This window comes from Paenibacillus nanensis, assembly GCF_003583765.1.
GTDB classification, from domain to species: Bacteria; Bacillota; Bacilli; order Paenibacillales; family Paenibacillaceae; genus Pristimantibacillus; species Pristimantibacillus nanensis.
Genome location: NZ_QXQA01000002.1, coordinates 64,996 through 87,308, shown reverse-complemented (window position 1 = coordinate 87,308; position 22,313 = coordinate 64,996). Strand labels below are relative to the sequence as shown.

General features: G+C 54.0%; 14 protein-coding genes. 11 read left to right on the top strand and 3 right to left on the bottom strand.

Annotated features, from left to right (window positions below):
• Nucleotides 1-4: 4 nt before the first annotated feature.
• Nucleotides 5-811, top strand: coding sequence for a Nif3-like dinuclear metal center hexameric protein (locus tag D3P08_RS03605; protein ID WP_119598086.1), 807 nt, complete (start codon nucleotides 5-7; stop codon nucleotides 809-811).
• A gap of 113 nt (nucleotides 812-924) precedes the next feature.
• Here the strand turns inward: D3P08_RS03605 and D3P08_RS03600 are convergent, their stop codons facing one another.
• Nucleotides 925-1,584 (bottom strand): DUF421 domain-containing protein, encoded by a 660-nt coding sequence (locus tag D3P08_RS03600; protein ID WP_119598085.1) that lies wholly within the window; start codon nucleotides 1,582-1,584, stop codon nucleotides 925-927.
• A gap of 336 nt (nucleotides 1,585-1,920) precedes the next feature.
• On the opposite strand from D3P08_RS03600, the gene D3P08_RS03595 reads away from it, so the two are divergent.
• The 5 genes from D3P08_RS03595 (at nucleotide 1,921) to D3P08_RS03575 (ending at nucleotide 12,604) form a co-directional block, all read left to right on the top strand.
• Nucleotides 1,921-3,603 carry an extracellular solute-binding protein gene (locus D3P08_RS03595; protein WP_240647283.1) on the top strand — a complete coding sequence of 561 codons (1,683 nt, stop codon included), beginning with the start codon at nucleotides 1,921-1,923 and terminating at the stop codon, nucleotides 3,601-3,603.
• A 33-nt stretch (nucleotides 3,604-3,636) separates the two neighbouring features.
• The gene (locus tag D3P08_RS03590) at nucleotides 3,637-5,385 is read left to right on the top strand and encodes a sensor histidine kinase (protein WP_119598083.1); all 1,749 of its coding nucleotides are present in this window, start codon (nucleotides 3,637-3,639) and stop codon (nucleotides 5,383-5,385) included.
• Nucleotides 5,378-7,006, top strand: coding sequence for a helix-turn-helix domain-containing protein (locus D3P08_RS03585; protein WP_119598082.1), 1,629 nt, complete (start codon nucleotides 5,378-5,380; stop codon nucleotides 7,004-7,006). The genes D3P08_RS03590 and D3P08_RS03585 overlap by 8 nt, the downstream gene beginning before the upstream one ends.
• A 161-nt stretch (nucleotides 7,007-7,167) precedes the next feature.
• Nucleotides 7,168-8,655: a glycoside hydrolase family 43 protein gene (locus D3P08_RS03580; protein WP_119598081.1), complete on the top strand. Its 1,488-nt coding sequence runs from the start codon at nucleotides 7,168-7,170 to the stop codon at nucleotides 8,653-8,655.
• A gap of 136 nt (nucleotides 8,656-8,791) precedes the next feature.
• A complete protein-coding gene (locus D3P08_RS03575) occupies nucleotides 8,792-12,604 on the top strand; it encodes an endo-1,4-beta-xylanase (RefSeq protein WP_119598080.1) in 3,813 nt (1,270 codons plus the stop codon).
• Between the two features lie 248 nt (nucleotides 12,605-12,852).
• On the opposite strand, the gene D3P08_RS03570 is transcribed toward D3P08_RS03575, so the two are convergent.
• Complete coding sequence (locus tag D3P08_RS03570; protein ID WP_119598079.1) at nucleotides 12,853-13,998, bottom strand: family 8 glycosyl hydrolase; 1,146 nt, start codon at nucleotides 13,996-13,998, stop codon at nucleotides 12,853-12,855.
• 235 nt (nucleotides 13,999-14,233) lie between these two features.
• Between D3P08_RS03570 and D3P08_RS03565 the strand changes: the two genes are divergently transcribed.
• From D3P08_RS03565 to D3P08_RS03550, 4 genes are read left to right on the top strand one after another with little or no spacing between them, the layout of a single operon-like run.
• Nucleotides 14,234-14,938, top strand: a complete 705-nt coding sequence (locus D3P08_RS03565) for an ABC transporter ATP-binding protein (RefSeq protein ID WP_119598078.1) — start codon at nucleotides 14,234-14,236, stop codon at nucleotides 14,936-14,938.
• Between the two features lie 10 nt (nucleotides 14,939-14,948).
• On the top strand, nucleotides 14,949-15,980 hold the full coding sequence (locus tag D3P08_RS03560) for an efflux RND transporter periplasmic adaptor subunit (protein WP_240647281.1): 1,032 nt from the start codon (nucleotides 14,949-14,951) through the stop codon (nucleotides 15,978-15,980).
• Between the two features lie 47 nt (nucleotides 15,981-16,027).
• The gene (locus D3P08_RS03555) at nucleotides 16,028-18,907 is read left to right on the top strand and encodes an ABC transporter permease (protein ID WP_119598076.1); all 2,880 of its coding nucleotides are present in this window, start codon (nucleotides 16,028-16,030) and stop codon (nucleotides 18,905-18,907) included.
• A gap of 3 nt (nucleotides 18,908-18,910) precedes the next feature.
• On the top strand, nucleotides 18,911-19,804 hold the full coding sequence (locus D3P08_RS03550; protein ID WP_119598075.1) for an ABC transporter ATP-binding protein: 894 nt from the start codon (nucleotides 18,911-18,913) through the stop codon (nucleotides 19,802-19,804).
• Between the two features lie 70 nt (nucleotides 19,805-19,874).
• On the opposite strand, the gene D3P08_RS03545 is transcribed toward D3P08_RS03550, so the two are convergent.
• The gene (locus D3P08_RS03545; protein WP_119598074.1) at nucleotides 19,875-20,624 is read right to left on the bottom strand and encodes a helix-turn-helix domain-containing protein; all 750 of its coding nucleotides are present in this window, start codon (nucleotides 20,622-20,624) and stop codon (nucleotides 19,875-19,877) included.
• Between the two features lie 277 nt (nucleotides 20,625-20,901).
• Here D3P08_RS03545 and D3P08_RS03540 point away from each other — a divergent pair, with 277 nt between their 5' ends.
• Entirely contained in the window at nucleotides 20,902-22,299 is a 1,398-nt protein-coding gene (locus tag D3P08_RS03540) for an ABC transporter substrate-binding protein (protein ID WP_119598073.1), read from the top strand.
• Nucleotides 22,300-22,313 lie beyond the last annotated feature (14 nt).

Genomic DNA, 22,313 nt, shown 5'->3' with positions numbered 1-22,313 from the left:
GGGAATGAAGGTGCAAGACATGATCGACCGCATTCTCGAAGAGAGCTGCGGCGAACGCCGGCTCGAGCAGACTTGCGATGTGCTGGCCAGCGGCAGTCCGGACATGGAGGTGACGGGCATCGTCACGACGTTCACAGCTACCGTGGACGTGATCAGAGAAGCAATCGCGGTTGGCGCTAACCTTATCATTACGCATGAGCCTACTTACTTCACGGGCGCCGATAAGGTGGATTGGCTGCAGAACGATCCTGTTTATGCAGCCAAGAAAAAGCTGCTCGACGAGAATGGGATTGCGGTGTGGCGCTTCCACGATCATATGCATATGGCAAAAAGCGATTTAATCTATGACGGGCTGGTTCGCGAGCTTGGCTGGGAGAGCAAGAAGCTCGATCCGTCTTCTCCTTGGGCGTATGCGGTGGAACGGACAACGGTCGGCGAGCTGGCGGAATTTTTTAAGCGGAAGCTGGGCATGAACATTGTGAGGATTGTCGGCAAGCCGGAGTCTCCTTGCTCCAGAATCGGCGTTCTCGTTGGCGGCGGAAGCCTAGGTCTGGGCCGCGAGGAGATGCCGATGGAGCTGATGCGCGATAAGGAGCTGGACGTTATGGTGTGCGGAGACATAACGGAATGGACCTTGTGCGCCTATGTGAACGACGCATCCATGCTCGGGATGAACAAAGCGATGATTATAGTCGGACATGAGCGCACCGAGGAGTGGGGCATGAAATATTTGGCCGATTGGCTTCAGCCGCTTGTGGATGGTCTGCCGGTGACGTTCGTCGACGCCAAAGAGCCGTTCGTTTATTTGTAGGAGGCGAATCGAAATTACGCCAAGCTGACCCATAACAACCGAACACACGGAGGGGCTGTTTCAAAAGTCATCGCATGACTTGGAACACCCCTTTTTCTGGCAGGGGAGATTTTTTATGGCTTTTGTTGCGTCTGGACTAATAAGCCGTACCCCGTTAAATATTCGGCATAAAAAACCTCCTGAAAATCATGGATGGATTTTTTCAGCAGCTCATGGCGAAGCCAGTCCTCGTTTTTTTCCAGCCGGGTTAACGATTTTTTGACAAGCTTTCCATCCATAATTAAGGGGGCCGGCAAACTCCCGAGATCCCCGCTCCCGTACTGGATCTTTTCTCCCTTTACCACGCTTACGTTCCCGTCCGGCTCGATAAATGCAAAGCGAACTTCGCGGATCGAAAAAATATCTTTTTCTCTCAGCATGCCCAGAAGCTCGCTTAATTCCAACCGATGTTGACTTAAGACCTTCCTGTCAATGATTCCTTCTTCGATCACAAGCTCCGATTCTCCGTCCAGCAGCTTACGGGTGTTATGAAACTTAAGCGTGATTTTATCGATCAAATAAATAAGCCCCGTCCAAAACAAAATCGCGTATGACATTTGGATCGCGTTAACTTCCTCCTGGTAAAGGACGTTCCCCACAAGCTCCGACAGCACGATGGCTGAAATAAAATCGAACACATTCAATTGTCTCAGCTCGCGGCCGCCGATAAATTTGGTCACAATAAACAGCACAACAAAGCCGACGAGCAATTTTATCGTTAAATGAAGATACAAGGCTGTCCCTCCGTAGTCCAAAATGCTTTTTAACTATTATTGGCTTTTTAAGGGGGAATACACCTGCACGGTGATGACAGACTGGGGCAAATGAATCCTCATCTCCACAGATTAACCGGTATGTCCTATAATGAACATTACGGCTGCTTGTCCGTCGGACTCGGATACAGCATAGGGGGCCAATTCGCCGCCTCTCGGTCTCTCCGGCCAAAGAAGTCATGAACAGGTAACGATATCAATAATTGCATCTTGCAGAAACGAAATGCGAGTTTGGATAATGGTAGTTATACAGCTCGTCAACGCTGCACAGAACATGTGGAAATGGGGTTGTGTCTGTTGCGAGATTCCTATAACAGAAAGGCGAAGCTTGCGCTGCTGCCAGCTTGCCTGCTTGTTGCGCTTGCCCCCGTATTGTCGGGATGCACAAACAATCATGATGCGCCGGATTCGGAAAAGAAACGCATCATTTACAAGGACCCTGGACTCAGCCAATATGACCCTCCGATCGACATTTCGTTCGTAAGGGATTATAGTTCCGGAATGGAAGATTTGATTAACGACCTACCCGGCGAAACCTTGGAAAATAATAAGTGGAGCCGGCTTTACGAAGAAGTATTGGGTATTCGTGTCCGCTACGACTGGGTGGCGAGAGGCGATCTTTACCGTCAAAAGTTAGGGGTAGCCATTGCATCCGGAAATTTACCTGACATTGTGAAGGTGAATGCCCAACAGCTGCGGCTGCTTACCAACGCCGGGCTCATCCGGGATATGACCGAGACCTACGAGACGTATGCAACGCCGCTTACGAAACGCATTCTAAGCGAAGAAGGCACAGGCCCGTTCGACTCGGCGACGATCGACGGCAAATTAATGGCGATTCCGGAAACGGTGGCATCGATTGAAGGAGCGCAATTCATTTGGATACGCACGGACTGGCTGGACGCCCTCGGCATGCAGCCCCCTCGCACGATGGATGATTTGCTCGCAATTTCGAAAGCGTTTACAGAGGAAGACCCCGATCGTAACGGTATCGATGATACGTATGGGCTTGCCGTTACCCAATATTTATGGGATCCCGTCATGGGCATTATGGATTTTATGGCCGGGTACGGGGCTTATGCGAAAATATGGGTGAAGGACGACAACGGCAAGCTTGTCTACGGAGGCATCCAGCCGGAAGTGAAGCCGGCCCTGAAGGCGCTGCAGGACATGTACAAGAGCGGGCAGCTGGACCCGGAATTCGGTCTGAAGGACGGCGTAAAGATGAAAGAAATGATCGCGTCGGGCAAGGTCGGCATGTTCTACGGGGAGCAATGGGGCTCTTTCGTGGCTCAAGCCAGCCGCGAAAAATTTCCGAAATCGCAATGGCAGGCGTTCCCGATCGTGTCGGCAAACGGAGAACAACCGAAGGTACCGCTCCGTTTCAACACGTATCAGTACTTGGCGGTTAGCAAGGACTATCCTTACCCTGAAGCGATTGTGAAAATGTTCAACCTTCACCTGGAGAAGAACTGGGGCGAAACGGCTGAATATGAAACGTATTACAGCAATCCGCTGCCGGTCTGGCAATTGTCGCCGGTTACGCCTTACCCTGTGAAGAAGAACCTGGAGGCCTACCGTCAATTGGAGGAAGCGCGCCGGACAGGAGACTTATCCAAGCTTAAGGATGAAGCGAAGGCGATCCAAAAAAATATTGAAACGTATTTGGCCGGAGGCGCGAATAAGGAATCCGGGTGGGGCTGGGAGAGAACGTATGGCGCGAATGGGGCTTTTGCGATTATGGACGAATACGAAAAAAACGGTCAGCTGCTGTACGAAAGCTTTGTCGGCGCGCCAACGGATACGATGATCGACAAGCAGGCCGTTCTGGACGAGCTGGAATACGAGACTTTTATCAATATTATACTTGGCCGCTCTGTCGATGATTTCGACCGATTTGTGAAGGAGTGGAAGGAACTGGGCGGCGATCAGATTACCGCGGAGGTCAACCGATGGCATGCCGGAAAGAACAAACCTTAATCATGACAGAATTGCAGCAACGGAGGCGTTTGTTTGTTTAAATTTCCCGCGTTTTCTATGCGAAATTCCATTTTTGCCCGATTGGTGTTTACCTATCTCATCGTGGTATTCCCGATCATTCTCCTTGGCATCTACTTGTATCAATGGAGCTATCAGAACGCAAGCAACGATATTACGAGAGCAACTGTCAAGCAGCTGGAATATTATTTGGACGGCTTGAACCGGGAAGTGGAATGGATGGAGCTGCAGCTGTTCGACACGGTGGAGGACAGCGGGCTGAACAAGCTTTCCGCTACCTGGTCACTCATGGACAGCGCAGAGCAGCGGGAGAGCTTGAACGAGCTGCTGCACCGGCTGACATCCTTCCAAAACAGCAGTCCCTATATGAAGGATGTTTCCGTGCATATCCGCCCCATTAACAAAACGGTCTCGGCGGCAAATGGCGTACAGCCGCTTGACGAAGTCCGGTTTCACACATTCAATAATCAAGCCGGCATGAAGGAGAGCCGGCTGCAGTTATGGAATGACGGACTTCATCTGAGCGCTTCCAAGCAAAGCGGCAAAAAAGGCGAAGAACCGATTTTTATCGTTCAAATCGAACTGGACGCGGAGAAGCTGCGCAGGTCGCTTCATCAAATCAATCTTTATCCGGACAGCGGCTCCCTGCTAATTTTGGAGGGGAGCAGCTATACCATTCGGAGCCATCCGGAGTCGGACGCTTCGATCTTGGATTTCGTGCGGCGGGCGAGCGCGACGAACAACAACGAGTTTCTGATGAAGATGAATGGCAGGAGCTATCATTTGAATAAGGTATATTCCGAATCGCTTGGGTTATCCGTCGCCGCGTATTTGCCCGAGGAAACCGTCAAACGGCCGTTAAACCGATTTTATACATGGGGATTGCTGTTCGCGTTGACGTCTTTGCTTGCGGTCGTCGCCTTTTCTTATTCCTCTTATCGTTTCATCCATCGGCCGCTGCTCTACTTGGTGCAAGGATTTAAGCGGATGGAAAGCGGGTCGCTCGACGCCGCGATCGAACATGAGCGCAAGGATGAATTCGGTTACTTGTACACCAGGTACAACCAGATGCTGGCCAGACTGCAGAACTTAATCGATCAGGACTTCAAGCAGAAAATGATGATGCAGCGCGCGGAGCTTAAGCAGCTTCAATCGCAGATCAACCCGCACTTTTTGTACAACAGCTTTTTTATTCTAAACTCGCTCGCGAAGACGGGGGACGTGGAGCGGATCGAGCTCTTTACGAATATGCTCGGCGAGTACTTCCGCTTTATTACCCGCAACGGAGAAGATCACGTCCTGTTGTCGGAGGAAGTTAAACACTCGCGCATGTACACGGAAATACAGAAGCTGCGGTTCTCAAGGCGCATCCGCGTGCAGTTCGACGAGCTGCCGGCCGAGATGGAGCGGATTCGCGTTCCGCGTCTGATCATCCAGCCGATCATTGAAAACGCGTATGAGCATAGCCTGGAGAAAATGGCGGAGGAAGGGCTTCTCCGCGTCACTTTCGAGCGTAGTGAAAGCATGGCATGCATCACGATTGAGGACAGCGGCGACGGAATTGAAGATTGCGAGATAAGGGCGCTGCAGGAACGATTGGCAGGCATAGCCAAATCGGAGGAAAGCACGGGCATTCTTAATATCCACCGCAGGCTCGTCTTGACGTTTGGGGAAGGCAGCGGTCTATTTCTGTCCCGAAGCGAGCTGAACGGGCTGAAAGTGGAGATACGGATTAAGCTGGAGGAGGAGATGAACCATGTATAGGCTTTTGATCGTCGACGACGAGGAGATTATTACGGATGGTCTATACGAGGTGTTCCAGCGTCTGATGTCGGAGTCTCTAGACGTCTGCAAGGCCTATTCCGCCAAGGAGGCGCTGGACTGGCTGTCCCGCACCCGCGTCGATATCGTTCTGACCGACATCCGCATGCCGGGCATGAACGGCTTGGAATTATCGCAGCAGATTCAAATTTATTGGCCTAGGTGCAAAATTGTATTTCTGACCGGCTTTAGCGAATTCGATTACGCTTACCAGGCGATACAGCTCCCGAATACGCGGTATTTGCTTAAGACGGAAGGGTACGACAAAGTCACCCAGACGGTAATGGACGTCATCCGAGAGATCGATCAGGATCTTCGCGTGGAGCGGCTCGTGGAGAAATCGCTCGAGCAGACCGATGCGCTTGAGCTAATCGCGCAAGGCGATTATTTCCGCCATTTTCTCCAGGGAAGCAGCTCGAGCCACCGGCATCGCGAGGAATTGGCCCGGGATTTCGAGGAGCTCCATATCCCCCTTTCTCCAGGCGCGCCTGTCCTTCTGGCTCTGGGCCGGGTATCCTACCGAGCGGACATCGGGTTCGCCGGAAGAAGCAGAGTGCTCTGGGAGATCCGGAAGCTATGGAACTCCTTTATGTCGGAGCAAACCATTAGCATCGGAGTCATCGATAAATATGATGACGTGCTTTGGTTTATTCAGCCCTCTCTGGATGCCGGAGAGACGTTTCATCAGCACCTTATCCGTTACTTGGAAGGAACGCTCGAGCTGGTTCAAGAAGCGTGTCAGGCTTCCCTGCAATCGTCGGTCAGCTTCACGGTAAGCGGATCCCTATGCGAATGGGAGGAGGTACCGCCCCGGTATGAGCGGCTTCGCCGGCTTCAGCAGCTGAGGATCGGCGACGGTCTTGCCATGATTTTAATGGATAGAGCCGAGCAAGGCGAAGCGGACGCTCTGAAAGAGGCGGCTTCCATCGATCAAAAAGCGGCCATTATGGAGGTTTACTTGGAGGGAGGGAAGGCGGCCGAGTTTCTGGGGGAGCTCGATATGCTGTCGGCTGCTCTGCTGCAATGCTGCTGCGGAAACGTGCAGAAGACGATCGAGGGCTATTATGCCGTCGCGCTCATTCTGTTCTCTTATATGAATCGGATGGGCATGCATGACAAGCTGGCGGAATACGGTAAGCTGATGCGGCTGGACGATCATGACTCGATGAAGGAAGCATTCGTGTATCTTCGCGAAGCCGCGGAGTCCGTCTTCGACTACAAAAATAAAGATGAAAGAGACAGGGCGTCCAAAGTGATCGAACGCATCTGCCAGTTTATTGAAGACCACTTAAGCGAGGATTTATCCTTGGTAAGGCTGGCGGAAATTCACTTTTTCAACCCGTCCTACCTCTCCCGGTTTTTCAAACAAGAATTCGGCATGAACGTGTCCGAGTATATCGACAAGTGTCGGCTGCGAAAGGCGAAGGAGATGCTGCGCAATCACGAATGGAAGGTTCGGGACGTTGCTTCGGCTGTCGGTTACGAGGCCGCTCATTCCTTCACGCGGTTTTTCAAAAAGATGACCGGGCTGACGCCGCAGGAATATCGGGACGGGCTTGTATAAAAAGACTGGAGCAGGAGTTCGTTGACGGCGGTCAACGGACTTTTGTGCTTGTAAGCTAGAAGTTGACGGGTGCCGGACATAAGAATCGGCAGGTTGTTGGTGTTATATGTAAGCGTTACACTTTTTACGTACCTAAACTGAATAGGGAGTTGAAGGAAATCATGAACGAACAATTCAGCGACTTCAGCGCGGCATCCGCGGAAGTAAGCGGTGCGCGGCCGTTGGAAGCGGTCGGGAAGCTGATGGGTAACGGCAATCCCGTCGTGGCTCACAAATTCGGCGCGGACCCTTATGCGCTCGTGTATGGAGGGCGCGTGTACTTGTACAATACAAATGATGTGCTGGAGTTTGACGGGGAAGGCGAGGTGAAGGACAACACATACGGCAATATTAACAAGCTGTCGGTCATTTCCTCTGACGACCTGATGAATTGGACCGATCATGGCGTAATCAACGTCGCGGGGCCGGAAGGCGCGGCTAAATGGGCGACGCAGTCATGGGCGCCTGCAGCAGCCTATAAGAGGATCGACGGAACGGACCGGTTTTTCTTGTATTTCGCCAATAACGCAAGCGGGATCGGCGTCTTGACCAGCGACAGCCCGATCGGACCGTGGGTGGATCCGATCGGCAAGCCGCTCATCTCGCGGGACATGCCCGCGGCTGCTGGGGTGACCTGGCTGTTCGACCCGGCCGTCCTGGTCGATGAAGACGGAGCGGGCTACCTCTATTACGGAGGCGGCGTACCGGAAGGAAAGCATGAAATGCCCAATACGGCCCGGGTCATTAAGCTGGGGGACGATATGGTCAGCGTTGTCGGCGAGGCCGCTACGATACCGGCTCCTTTTATGTTCGAGGATGCGGGCATCAATAAAGCGGGCGGCGTCTACTACTTTACGTATTGCTCCAATTTCTATGACGGGGCAAGACCGGAAGGCAGTCCTCCCGCCGGCGAGATCGCTTATATGACAAGCGAAAGCCCGATGGGTCCTTGGACGTACCGGGGCTCTATCCTGAAAAATCCGGGTCATTTCTTCGGCGTCGGCGGCAATAATCATCATGCGATCTTCCAATTCCATGACGCCTGGTATATCGCCTATCACGCGCAGACCTTATCGAAGGCGATGGGCGTTCCCAAAGGCTATCGCTCTACGCATCTGAACAAGGTGCATTTTGCCGAAGACGGCGCCATCACCGAGATCGGGGCGAATTTGCAAGGCGTAGAAATGATCAAACCGTTCGATCCGTTCGCTCTTGCCGATGCGGCGACCATGGCGTGGAGCGCCGGTGTGGATACGCAGCCAGCGGCTGCAGAGGATAAGCGTCTCGCACCGACGAAGCTGGCCGTGAGCGGCATCCATGACGGGGATTGGACGGCCGTCGCGCAGGTGGACTTCGGCGCAGGCGCTTCGACCGTATCGGCATGGGTTGCAAGCGAAGAGCCCGGGAGCGCAATCGAGCTTCGGCTGGACGCGCTTGACGGCAGGCTGATCGGAGTGCTCGACGTGCCCAAGACGGGCGGCCTGCAGCAATGGCAGGAGGTAAAAACCGCAACGAATGGAGCCGAGGGCATCCATGATCTTTATTTCATCTTCAGGGGCGAGCGGGAGAGGGAGCTGTTCCGATTTAAAGCTTGGCAGTTCAGCCGTTAAGACGGCGGGGATTCTGCTGAAGGGATTGAAGCAGAACGTCCCGGCGAAACGGCTGTCGACCCGGACACCAAGAACGCGCAATCATCGGTCATGCCATACGAAGTTACGGCCAATACGATTATGCGAGGTGTTAGTCATGATTAGCTCAAGATGGAACAGCATGCTGTCATGGATTCTGGCTGCCATGCTGGTAATGACGTCTATAACAGTCGCTCCACATGAAGCGAACGCAGAGGAGGGCTCGCTATCTTCGGACTTCGAAGATGGCACGGTACAGGGCTGGTCCGGACGAGGGGGTGTGGAGAAGCTGACGGTTGCGGAGGATTTGGCGCATTCCGGCGCGCGCAGCTTGAAGGTCGAGGGAAGGACATCCGGTTGGCACGGCCCTCAGCTGAGCTTGTCGTCCTACATGCAGACCGGCCAGAACTATGCCCTCTCCGCGTGGGTTCGACTGCCTGCCGAGGTGGAGGACGCCCCCGTCTCGCTGCTGATTCAAAGGACGACGGAGGGCACGAATTATTACGAGCCGGTCGCGACCAAAACGGTCAACGCTGACGGCTGGGTCAAGCTGGAGGGCGAATACAAGCTAAATCAGGCTTCCGAAAATGTCATGGTGTACCTGGAGTCATTCGACCTCCCTACATTATCCTTCTACGTCGACGACTTCCTGATCGAGCCCGCGGCGGAACCGGAGCCGATCGTGATTCAACCCGATATTCCGAACTTGAAAGATGTGTTTGCGGATCATTTCCTGTTCGGTTCTTCTCTGCTTGTTGGAGAAATCCAGGATGCCGAGGGACCGGATGCGGCTTTGCTGAAGAAGCATTTCAACAGTTTGACGCCGGGCAATGAACTGAAATGGGACGCGACGGAGCCGGTCGAAGGCGAATTCAATTTTGCGAGAGCGGATCAAATCATCGATTTCGCCGAGGCCAACGGGATCCCCGTGCGGGGACATACGTTAATTTGGCATTCGCAGACGCCGAATTGGGTGTTCTACGACGAGAACGGCAGCCTTGTCAGCAAGGAAGTGCTGTTCCAACGCATGAAGAAACATATCGATGAGGTTGTAGGCCGCTACAAAGGCAAGATTTACGCGTGGGACGTCGTCAACGAAGTGATTGAGGTCGGCGATAACCAGCCGAACGGGCTGCGCAACAGCCTTTGGTACAAGATTGCAGGCGAAGAATTTATCGAGAAGGCGTTCGAATATGCGCATGCGGCAGATCCTGACGCGAAGCTGTTCATTAACGACTATAACACGCACATAACCGATAAGCGGCAAGCTTTATACGACTTGATTAAGCGCCTGCGGGACAAAGGGGTTCCGGTCGATGGCGTGGGGCACCAGACCCATATCGGCATAGCCTATCCTGCCGTTCAGGAGCTCGACGATATGATTGAGGCGTTCCGCGATCTCGGGATCGAGCAGCAGGTAACCGAGCTGGACATGAGCGTGTATACGAATGATTCAGAATCCTACGAGACATTCCCGGTGGAGCTGCAGCTTAAGCAGGCTTACCGTTACCGGGAGATTTTCGATGTATTCAAGAAGCACGACGATCAGTTAACGGCCGTCATCTTCTGGGGCAAGGACGACGCGAACACGTGGCTTCGGACTTTCCCGGTCGTGCGCAATAACTGGCCTTTGCTGTTCGACGAAAGACTGCAAGCGAAATACGCGTATTGGGCGCTCGTTGATCCGGCAAAGCTGCCTGTGGAAATCAACTACGCGACTGCGCGGCAGGGAAGCGCGGCGATTGACGGAGAGCGGGAACAAGCTTGGAGCCGCACGCCTTCCGTGCAAGTATCAAGGGCGGGAGTTGAAGCATTTTCTTTCAGGACGTTATGGGAAGAGGATCGTTTGAACGTTTGGATTGACGTGAATGATTCCAGAGCGAACGACGGCGATGCGGTGGAGCTGTTCATTGACGGCAACAACGGAAAGACGGAATTTTACGAAACGGACGACTTCAAGTACACGTTCTCCCGCAGCGGGGCGAATCCGCCTGCTGGTACTGAATTTGCTGCAAGCGAGAAAGAAGGCGGATACCGTATCGAAGCATCCATTCCGCTGGACAATGCGGCGATCGGCCGAGAAATCGGCTTCGATTTGCGTGTTGCGGACGGAGCGAACGAAACGCCGGCGCTTCTGTCATGGAATGACACGACGGGCGGACAGGATACGGACACGTCCAAGTTCGGCGTGTTGACCTTAGCGGAAGGAGCGCTTGCGTCCAAAGCCGTGCGCGGTACGCCGGTCATCGACGGCGAGAAGGACGCGGTATGGCAGTCCGCCGACGAGGTGACTACGGCAAGATTCGTAATTGGAGACAGTGGCGCGACAGCAAAGGTTCGCACGTTGTGGGACGCAGAGCGCTTGTACGTGTGGGCCGAAGTGACGGATCCGCTGCTTTCCAAACAAAGCGCGAACGCGCACGAGCAGGATTCCATTGAAATCTTCGTCGACCAGAACAACGCCGCTTCGGCCGTTTATGAAGCGGATGACGGACAATACCGCATCAACTTCGACAACGAGCCTTCGACAAACCCGGGCTCGAAGAGCGGCAATCTGATCTCGGCAGCTAAATTGACGGCGAGCGGCTACGTCGTAGAGGCATCCATCCTGCTCGATGCGATCGATCCGTCGGTTGGAGACGCCATCGGATTCGACGTCCAGGTGAATGACGATCAAGACGGAGACGGGGTAAGAGATAGCGTATCCATCTGGAACGACCGGTCTGGCCTGTCCTGGCAAAATACGTCGGGATACGGCATACTAACGTTCAGCGAGGCGAATGACGGGCCGAATCCGGGCACCCCGCCGGCAACGCCAGGTATACCGGCGGCGCAAAGTCCGATTGTGACGGATGCCGAATTTGATCGAGCGCTGAGCGAGTCGGTTGGCGGCAAACTGACGATTAACGCCAAAAACCTGCAATCGGGCAGCGTGTCGGTTGAATTGACCCATAGTCAGCTTACCCGAGCCGAAAAAGCGGGAATTAGGGTAATTGAGATCCGTACGGAGCTGGCCGTTATGCAGCTGCCGCTATCCTTGATGATGACTTCCAGCAGCAGCAATACGGCAAAGCTGACGGTCAGCCAAGTTGACCCTCAAAAGCTTCCGCGAGCTGCGCGATCCATAATCGGCGAAAACACCGTCCTTGATTTCACATTAACGGTAGACGGCAAAACCGTCACAGCGTTCGGCGAAGGGCAAAGCGTGAGGGTGACGATGCCTTATCATTTGAGGAGCGGTGAGAGACCGGGACAGGTGGTCGTCTACTATATCGCGGAGGATGGCACGCTTGAGACGATCGAAAACGGCCGTTATAAGCCAAGCGCCGGCGAAGTGGAATTTAAGACAAAGCATTTCAGTTCTTTTACAGCGGCAGAGAGCAAGGTTTCCTTCTCCGACCTGAACGAAGCCGCTTGGGCGCGGGAAGCGATAGAAGCGCTTGCAGCCCGCGGCATTGCGAAGGGAGTATCCGCAGCGTCCTACTCGCCAAATTCTGAAGTGACCCGAGAGCAATTCATTCATCTCCTGGTGCAAACCCTTGAGCTGGAAGCAAAAGCGGCCGAGCAGTCTTACACGGATGTGGCAGCCGGCTCGTACTATGAAACGTCTATTGCGGTAGCCTCAAAGCTAGGCATTATTAAAGGTAAGCCGGATGGCCGGTTCGGTGTCGGCGAATCCATTAGCAGAGAGGACATGGCTGTAATGGTTTACCGGGCGATTGGAGAGACGGGCGCATCATTGCCGGGAGGCACAGACGACCGAACGTTTGAGGATGCGGAACGAATCCCGGCTTACGCATTCAAAGCGGTTACGGGACTTGCACGCGCAGGTATCGTGAACGGCAAGCAGGGCGGCGTGTTCGACCCTGCGGGTACGACGACCCGGGCGGAAGCGGCAGTGATCTTGTACCGGCTGCTTGAACTGCAATAGCTGATCGATTTTCAGGATTAATGAGAATAGCTGCGCCTGTATGGGGCAGCTATTCTTATTTTTTGATTGACGAAGGCTTTCCTGAAAAAGCATATTAGTACAAGATTTCCAATTCGAAGGAGGGGATAACAGTGTCTATTTCTTCGCTTACGATCCGGACGGGAATAAGCTCGACATTTGGAGCGGCTGGCCGAAATAAGCAGAGGCAGTAAAGGGTTTTTAAGACCTTTACTGCCTCTGCTTTTCATTTATTTATAGATCCGGTATTGTCCGCTTAACGCGAGCAGGCTGAAGAAATAAAGGCAATTGTCATAATAACGGCGGACGCCGTCACGCAGCGGCGTGTTCCAGAATAAGCGGACGAAATGCTCGGCATCCGGACCGTCGGCCGCAAGTGTTGCCATCGCGTTCGTCGCCAGCAGGCCGATTGGATGCAAGGCCGGTTCATCGAACGGCTGCCCGTCTATCGTGTAACGCCGGTAATCGGATACTTCAATGCCGCGGAAGAAATGCTGCAGACGGTTCGACTGACCGATCTGCCACGGATCGGCCCGGAACCACTCCCAATCAAGGCCGATATTGGCCGCCACCCGGTAGGCGTCGCTGAAGAAATGGCGATAATCGCCGTGGCGCTGCGGCTCGGCGGGCGTTCCATCGAAGTTCGCGTATTCGGGAGAGAGACCGGTTACCGGATGGCACGCCGTATGAAGATAAGCCCGGCTGGCCGATGCGGCCTCCCGCCAAAATGCCCGGTCCTGCTCGTCCGCGCGCTCCGCGAACAGCTCGTAGAAATGCGGCAGATGATAGGAGGGGTCGCTAAACGGCGATTCCGGAATAAATTTAATTAATTTTGTAGCCGGATCCCACATCGGGTCGCCTTCCCCTTGTTCGCCTTGATGAACGCAAGCCCGCAAGATCGCCTTGGCTTGAACGGAATAATCGAAGGGCTCGGGTCCGTCTCCCCAACGGCTCGAAGCGAAGAACAGCGCCATCGCGTAGAACTCCTCGCCGTCAGGCGCGGGACCTTGCGATAGGCGAGTGCCGTCCGTTTTGCAGTGCCAGGCGAAATAATCTTTGTATTTTCCTTCCGTGTGCTGCATGAATGTTTTTGAAAATTTCCACAGCCGGTCAAAAATATCCTTGTCATTCATCTGCACGGCCATCATCATCCCGTAGGACATGCCCTCGGTCCGCACATCCGTATTGCCGGTGTCCAGGAAGTAGCCCATATCGTCGCCCATCGGATAGTAGATTCTTACATCCGGATCTCCGTTAATCAGCTCCGCCCATGTTCGTTCGAGCTTCGCTTGAATCGTTTTCTCCTCATAACCGAGTTCCTTGAACACGTTACGGTATTCGCCCGTATAATAGGCCCCTTGCGCTGCTGTTGTCATTCGTTATCCTCCTGTTCGCTTGCTGCATCATCCGTATTTTATCATGGAAGCGATTTCAAAAAACTAAGGATGTACATAAAAAATTATAGGATTTTTTGCGTTTCATCAATAGAAAACCTGCAAGATCTATGATTTGCAAGGTAAAAACCCAAGAAACGGACGGGTACGGTTCGGGCGGCGGAAGCGCTACAATGACTTAGAACCAAACGCGGACAGAGGATAAAGGGGGATAGCCATGCCTCAGACAGAGGAACTGCGGGGAGAGACGATCCTTGAAGCATCAGGCGTCAAACGGGTATTCGGGCGGGGGCAAGGAGCGGTTACGGCGCTGGATCAGATCCATTTTGCCGTTCCGGCGGGATCCATGGTTGCGCTGAAGGGCAGATCGGGCTCGGGGAAAACAACGCTTCTTAATATACTCGGCGCGCTGGATGAGCCGACAGAAGGCTGCGTGTTCTTACGCGGCCGGGAAATAACCGGACTGCCCGAGACCGAGAAGAGCCGAATCCGGCGCACGGAAATTGGGCTGGTGTTCCAGTCGTTCGGACTTATTCCGCTTATGTCCGCTTATGAGAACGTTGAGTTCGGTCTGCGCGTAACGGGCGCTTCGGCGAAGAGTAACCGCGCAGCGGCGGAGCATGCGCTGGAGCAAGTCGGGATGCGGGAGAGGATGAGACACCGGCCGATGGAGCTGTCGGGGGGCGAGCAGCAAAGGGTGGCAATCGCGCGCGCGATCGCGCATCAGCCTTCGCTTCTTATCGCGGACGAGCCGACTGCAGAGCTGGACAGCAAAATGGGGCTGCAAATTATGCGCGTATTTCGGGACCTTGTGAGCTTCTCCGGCATGACGATCGTGTTGACGTCGCACGATCCCGGCATTATGGAGCTTGCCGATTACGTGATTGCATTGGAGGATGGAAAAATTGTATCGCACACATAGGATACAGCGTTTGTTCGCTCAACTGAAAAAGCTGCCGGTCAAAAACGGCATCGCGCTTGCCGTGATGTTCACGATGGCCGGCTGCTCGCTTCTGCCCGCCGAAGAGGAGACGCTTCAGCCGCCTCTTGTTCAGCCGGCATCGGAGCCGCTCGATATCGTGGAGGCCGCAAAGGGGAATATCGAAACGTATTTGAAGGGAACGGCGAATTTTGTTTCCGCCAGCTCGGCCGAGCTATCGTTCAAAGAAACCGGCGGCCGCTTGAAGTCGATCAACGTGAAGGTAGGCGACGAGGTGAAGGAGGGCGAACTGCTCGCGGAATTGGAGACAGGCGATTTGGAGCTGCAGCTTAAGCTGCAGAGATTGAACGTGGAGCGAGCCCGCTTGCTCTATTTGGATGCCAAAACCTCCGGCGTCAGCGAGACCGATTTGCGGCTGCGAGAAATCGATATGGAGCGCGAGCAGCTTCAGCTTGACAATATGGAGAACAAGCTTGCCTCTTCTCGTCTGTACGCTCCGATCTCGGGAGTCGTCGTTTTTGCGGAATCGCTTGTAGAAGGTGAAATGGTGAATGCATTCCAAACCATTGTTACGGTTGCGGATCCAGACAAGATGCAGCTGACTTACGTCGCCTCGGAGTCGAAGGATCTCCTTCCCATTGAAGCGGGGATGCCGGCCAATTTGAAATATAAAGGAAAAGAATATACAGGCAAGGTGCTGCAATCGCCATCTAACGCCCCTCTTGCAGGCGACGCAGCTAAGGCGGAGCGCAATGCGGTGACCATCATTATCGGCATGGATAACGCTCCCGATGACGTGCAGATCGGACATAGCGCCGAGCTTACGATTCGCCTGCAAAGCCGCGAGAATGTGATCGTGCTCCCTCGTTCGGCGATCCGCTCCTATATGGGACGAAGCTACGTGCAGGTGACGGATGGCGAACGCCGCAAGGAAGTCGACGTCGAGCTTGGGCTGTCGACGCCGACTCAAGTGGAGATTGTAAAGGGGCTTGAGGAAGGCGATCAAGTCATTCTGAACAATTGACGAAACCATGAATGCCGGGACGCCCGGGAAGGGAAAGAGGTGTAAGCATGGCCTTATGGACAATGATCCTTCGCAAAATGGCCAATAATAAGTGGCTGCAGCTGAACTTATGGCTGGGCCTCACAGTGTGCGTGGCTTTGTTCAGCTCCATGCCCCTGTACTCGGAGGCCATTCTGCAGCGGACATTGATCAAGGAGCTGCAGCAAACGCAGCTTCAAAGCGGCGTATATCCCGGATTTATCCGGATCGCTACGAGCGTATCCTCATCTCAGATGGATGAGAAGACAATAGAAACGATCGCCAAAGCGGACCGGTTCGCGGCGGCCATTCCGGAACGGGCAGGGCTTGAGCTGCTGTCCTTCTACCAGCAGCGGTTTACGCACAAAATGAAGGTGTACGGCGCAGACGCCAATGAACAGGAGAAGCAGTACCAGAAGACGGCCGGGAGCTTTCAGTCATTGTCCGATATGGAGAAGCGGGTGAAGCTGATCGAGGGACGCATGCCGGCCGACCGTCAGGACGGGATATTCGAGGCGCTTGTCACGCAGAAGTTCTTGTTTGCAACGAAACGAGGGCTCGGAGAGGAATTGGTTCTGGAATCGCCGGAATCGGATCGCAGCACATTCCGCGTCATTCCTGTCGGCATTATCGAGACGAATGCCGCGGCCGATCCCTACCTGCCTTACCTGACGACGGAGAGGGAGGACAGCCTTCTCATTCCGTTCGAGCAGTTCGAACGCGAATTCGTCAAGGGCGGCAAAGCTCGGCTTACGGATCTGGAGTGGCGGTTCGCTTTGAATTACGAGCAGCTTACCGTAGAGAAAGTGGAGAAATTCTCCCAGGCGGGAGCGGACATTAAGCGATACTTCCGAGGACGTCTTGGCGTGGCGGAAGTAAACATGCCGGCAATCGAAACCGTCGCTTCGTATCAAGGCAAGCAGGAAAAGCTGGATCTTATGATGGTATCTCTTTATGCTCCGGTCATGCTGATGCTCGCTTTCTACTTGTATATGACGGCCAATCTCATCATCGAGCGGCAGAAGACGGAAATTTCCGTTCTGCGGAGCAGGGGCGCGAGCCGCCTTCAGATTATGACGGCGTACGTCATTGAAAGTACGATGCTCGGCGCCGCCGCTTTGGCGGCCGGGCCGTTCCTTGGCGTATGGTTCACGGGAGCGCTGGGCGCGTCGAACGGCTTTTTGGCGTTCGTTCAGCGCTCCGCACTCGACGTCAGCTTATCCAGCAACGCTTATAAGATCGCGGCAGCCGCTGTCGGAGGGGCCATTCTGCTCATTCTGATCCCGGCATTCCTCGCAACGAGGGTAACGATTGTCGGTCACAAGCAGCAAATGGCGCGTCTTGGAAAAGCGCCTTTCTGGCATAAGGCGGGAGTTGACCTCATCCTGGTCGGCTTCTCGTTATATCTCCTCTACAATTTCAATAGGAGACAAGAGGATGTGAAGCGGCTTGCGCTCGATGCCGACGCGCTGCAGCTGGATCCGATGCTGTTTCTTATGCCGGCGATATTTGCTCTAGGCGGGGGGCTGCTTGTCCTGCGTGTGTATCCGTGGCTCATCCGTCTCGTATATTGGGCGGGCAGAAGATGGTGGCCGCCCGCGCTGTACAGCTCGCTTATTCAAATTAGCCGTTCCTCGGGACAATATTTAACGATTAAGGTGTTCCTGATTATGACCGTCGCAACGGGGCTGTTCAGCGCTAACGCGGCCCGGACGATCAACGACAATATGGATAGCAAGATTCGCTATGCGATTGGGGCGGATATCGCGATCGCCACGAAGTGGGAGAGTGACGCGCCGCCGCCTTTGTCCACCGAATCGATGCCCCAAATGGGGACGGCCGCAGGGAGTCTAACAGAGCCGAGAAGGGTGCAGTATACGGAACCTCCATTCGAGGCGTTTGAAAGTCTAGAGGGCGTGGAGGCCGTCGCCAAGGTGTTCCGCAAGCCGGATGCCAGATTTAGCGCGGGCGCAAGCGGCACGTCGGGCAAAACGGAGCTCATCGGCATTGATACGATGGCTTTTGGAAACGCGGCATGGATGAAGGGAGGTCTGCTGGAGTATCCCATCAACAGCTATTTGAATCTCATTGCGCCGGAGCCGAAGGCGGTGCTGATCTCGCGTTCGCTTGCCGACAAAGCCAAGCTGAAGCCGGGCGATCCGATTCGCTTGAATTGGGACGGCTTGGACCAGGCGCAATTTACCGTTTTCGGCATTATCGATTATTGGCCGAGCTGGAATCCGCTTCCGTCCGTTGCCGGCAATGAAGAAGGTAAGGCGGCTCCGCCGCATCTGGTCGTCGGCCATCTCGGCACGATTCAAAACCGGTTGGCAGTCGAACCTTATGAAGTGTGGTTGAAGCTGAAAGCCGGCGCGTCGAGCCAGATGGTATACGATCAATTGGCGGAGCGAAAGGTGCCGGTTACGAGCCTTCGCGACGCGACGCAGGAGCTGATCCGTTCGGTCAACGACCCGTTCCGTATGGCGGTTAACGGCGTCATGACGCTCGGATTCGTCATCTCCATGCTGATCTGCTTCTTCGGCTTTCTGCTCTTCTGGCTGTTGACATTAGCCGGAAGATCGTTGCAATACGGCGTGCTAAGGGCCATGGGGCTGCCCTTCCGGCAAATCATCGGCATGCTCGTCAGCGAGCAATTGCTGACCTCCGGGGCGGCTGTCCTAATCGGGGTCGTCATCGGCAACACGACCAGCGAGCTGTTCGTGCCTTTATTCGAAATGTCATTTGCGACCGCCGATCAGGTGCCGCCTTTTGAAATAACCTACCATCAAAGCGATTACTTGCGGCTGTACGGGATCGTGGGCACGATGCTCGCGTCCGGTCTGCTCGTGCTCGCTTATAGGCTGTCTCGCACGCGTATTGCCCAGGCGCTTAGATTGGGAGAGGAGTAAGCGATGATTCAATGCGAAGGTTTGGTTAAAATTTATAAAACCGCCGACCTGGAGGTCGTTGCGCTTCAAGGGCTCGACATGCTGGTGGAGGAAGGCGAGCTTATGGCGATTATCGGCAATTCCGGCAGCGGCAAGTCTACGCTGCTGAACATGCTGGGCGGTCTTGATAAGCCGTCGGCCGGCAAGCTGCTGGTCGACGGACAGGATTTGCTCGCTTTCGGCGAGAGGGAGCTGGTGGCCTATAAGCGGGAGACGGTCGGATTCGTCTGGCAAAACAATGCGCGCAATCTGATTCCTTACTTAAGCGCCATGGAGAATGTGGAGCTGCCCATGCTGCTGAAGGGCAAGCGCCGCAGAGCGCGGGCAATTGAGCTTCTAGAGGCGGTGGGACTCGGCCATCGGACCAAGAATAAGCTAAGCGAATTATCCGGCGGGGAGCAGCAGCGGGTGGCGATTGCCATCGCGCTTGCGAACAATCCGCGGCTGCTTCTAGCCGATGAGCCGACCGGTTCGCTTGATACGAACACGTCAAACCAGGTGCTGGATTTGTTCCGTTCGCTCAATCGAACGATCGGTATTACGATCGTCATCGTTACGCATGATCCTCAGCTTGCGCGTAAGGTGGACCGGGTCGTTCAAATCCGCGACGGCAAGACGTCCGCGGAAATAATTCGCCGCGTATCGTATGCGGAGGAGCTTGCGCGAATGGACGCCGAGGATGCCCTTCGGGCAGCGGAAGAGGAGAGCCATATCGAATATGCCGTTGTGGATAAGGCGGGCCGGCTTCAAATTCCAGCCGGTTACCTGGATGCGGACGGGTTCAAGGACAGCAACAAAGTACGCGTCGAGATGGAGGGCGGACGAATCGTCCTCTATCCCGGAAAAGAAGCGGGATAAGCCATAAGCGAGATCCCTCCAAACAGAAAAAGGTCGTTCAGGTATCCGTTCCTGAACGACCTTTGTGCGTTTATGCCGTAATCGACATCATTTTCCGGTACTCGTTCGCGCTTACGCCGGTGTACGACTTAAATTTTTTGTAGAACCAGTCCATCTCGGAATACCCGACCTCGTTCGCGATCTCATAAACCTTCAGGTCCGTGCTCTCGAGCAGGGCTTTGGCTTTCTCCATGCGCTGCTTCAGCAAATATTCGTTGAAGGTCATTTTCTCGTGATATTTAAACTTCTGACCAAGATACGAGCAATTAAAATGCAGAATATTGGAAATTTCTTTAAGCGTAATATTTTGACTGAGGGCTTCCGATACGTATTCCTTCACCTTGTCGATAACGGAAATTTCGGAGGCGGCCTCTTCCGGAGGCTGCTTCTCCCGGACTGCTCCGTCTGCGGAATCCAGCCGCCGTTTGATGAGCTGAAGGCTTGCCGAAAGATCCTCCGCGCAGAGCGGCGCGGGCAAATAATCGCTGACTTGATAGTACATCGCTTTCCTCGCGAGCTGGAAGTTTGTTCCGTCGCCTATAAGGAGGATCGGGATCCGGCTTTCGGCGCGAATCCGGCTGCACAGCGCAAGGCCCTCCTCCGGCATGCCGACCATGTTAATCAGAACGAGCGAATAGGGCTTCGTTGAGAGTAAAGTCAAAGCGCTATCCGCAGAGTCGGCATCGTTTTCTATGGAGAAGCCGAGTACGCTCCAATCCAGCGCATCTCTCGTTTTCGAACCCGAATGTCGATTTAATTCAACGACCAGCACGTTGTACATCATGATACCCCCAATACATTTTCCGGCACTCCCGACACGCATGCCTCAGAAAGATTACGCTTTCATTATGGAAAATGAAAAAAACTTTCACAATGTGCTTATCTTTATATCGCTAGCAGATGTTTACCTTTTCATTTTTTGGGCGCCTTCTCGATGTCCGCCGCTCACACGAATCTATTATTTGACGGGTAATAGACCTTGATTTCCACAGGTTGTTGGCCTCGTAATGTAAGCGCTACACTTTGGGTGTGTTCACAATTGCTGAGGGGGATGGAAGATGCGGATACGAAAAATGATGGCTCTGCTGTGCGCGATGGTGCTGGTGCTCGCGGCATGCAGCGGCGGTACCGGCGCCTCTAATAACGGTACGGGCAACGGAGGCAACAACAGTACGAATACGGGCGCGAACAACGGCGCGACGGAAACGCCGGCGGCCAGCAACGCGGGCAATACCGGCGAAGAAGACGTATACAGCACGCCGGAAATGGATTTCGACTTAGGCGGCAAAACGATCAAAATTGTCTCGTGGTGGGACATGACGATCCCGGAGGACAATCCGGACAATATTCAGCGCAAGAAAAACCTGGAAGCTCTCATGGAAAAACATAATTTCAAAGTCGAATACGTGTCCATCGACTACGGCGAGTATCAAGAGAAGGTAACCGCTTCGCTGCTTGCGGGCGAGCCGATCGGCGATATCGTTCGCCTAGGCAAAACGTATACGGTGCCGACGCTTGTGAAACAAGATTTGCTGTGGCCGATTGACGAGTATACGAAAAATCCGGTCGCGTTCAACCAGAAGGTGACGAACGAGTACTACACGTATGAAGGCAGAGGCTACGGCTTTACGGAAAACCAAGCGAATCTGGTGCAAGGCATATTCTATAACCGCACGCTTATGAACCAGCTCGGACTCAAGGCGCTTCAGGATTATGTGAATGAAGACACCTGGAATTGGGAGACATTCATTCAGGTTGCAAAGGAAGCCAATAAGGATACCAACAACGACGGCAAGCTGGATACCTGGGGTCTAGCGAACGCTGATCTCATGATGCATGCCCTATATTCCAATAACACGGGTCTTACGAAAGGCAACAAACAAAATCTGGACGACCCTGCAACGCTGGAGGCTCTTAATTTCGTCTCCCGTCTAGCGACGGAGCAAGTTGCAAGGCCGACGGAAGGCGGCGACTGGACGGAGCCCGGCCAATTTTTCCGTCAGGGCAACACGCTCATGTATGCCGGCGCGCTGCATGAGATGAGCGGTTTGCAGACGGATTTGCCGGACTACGAGATCGGCTTCGTGCCATTCCCGAAAGGACCGAACGCAACCGAGTATCATTCCGCGGAAGCGTTATACCAAGCGCTGACGATTCCGAAGTCCGTCGATAACCCGGAGCAGCTTATGTACATCTGGGAGAAAATCAACGACATCGATTCCGTGTACGAATATCCGGATCAAGGCTGGTATGAAACCTTGTTCGCGAACGAAGACGACTTGAACAACGCCAAGATGGTTGCGCCTAATATGATCATTCTGGACCATAACACGTTCCCGAATCTGAAGTATTACGATTTCGTCGGCGAGCTGAACAGCGGGGTATCGGTATCCACCGTCGTCGAGAAATATAAGTCGACGTTCCAAGCGGCTATTGACGAAGTGTACGGACCGTAACGTTTGATCACAAG

Excerpts from the sequence above, each read along its gene's own strand:
- D3P08_RS03570 (WP_119598079.1), bottom strand. The coding sequence starts at position 13,998 with ATGACAACAGCAGCGCAAGGGGCCTATTATACGGGCGAATACCGTAAC.
- D3P08_RS03575 (WP_119598080.1), top strand. The coding sequence starts at position 8,792 with ATGATTAGCTCAAGATGGAACAGCATGCTGTCATGGATTCTGGCTGCC.
- D3P08_RS03555 (WP_119598076.1), top strand. The coding sequence starts at position 16,028 with ATGGCCTTATGGACAATGATCCTTCGCAAAATGGCCAATAATAAGTGG.
- D3P08_RS03580 (WP_119598081.1), top strand. The coding sequence starts at position 7,168 with ATGAACGAACAATTCAGCGACTTCAGCGCGGCATCCGCGGAAGTAAGC.
- D3P08_RS03585 (WP_119598082.1), top strand. The coding sequence starts at position 5,378 with ATGTATAGGCTTTTGATCGTCGACGACGAGGAGATTATTACGGATGGT.
- D3P08_RS03550 (WP_119598075.1), top strand. The coding sequence starts at position 18,911 with ATGATTCAATGCGAAGGTTTGGTTAAAATTTATAAAACCGCCGACCTG.
- D3P08_RS03540 (WP_119598073.1), top strand. The coding sequence starts at position 20,902 with ATGCGGATACGAAAAATGATGGCTCTGCTGTGCGCGATGGTGCTGGTG.
- D3P08_RS03565 (WP_119598078.1), top strand. The coding sequence starts at position 14,234 with ATGCCTCAGACAGAGGAACTGCGGGGAGAGACGATCCTTGAAGCATCA.
- D3P08_RS03545 (WP_119598074.1), bottom strand. The coding sequence starts at position 20,624 with ATGTACAACGTGCTGGTCGTTGAATTAAATCGACATTCGGGTTCGAAA.
- D3P08_RS03605 (WP_119598086.1), top strand. The coding sequence starts at position 5 with ATGAAGGTGCAAGACATGATCGACCGCATTCTCGAAGAGAGCTGCGGC.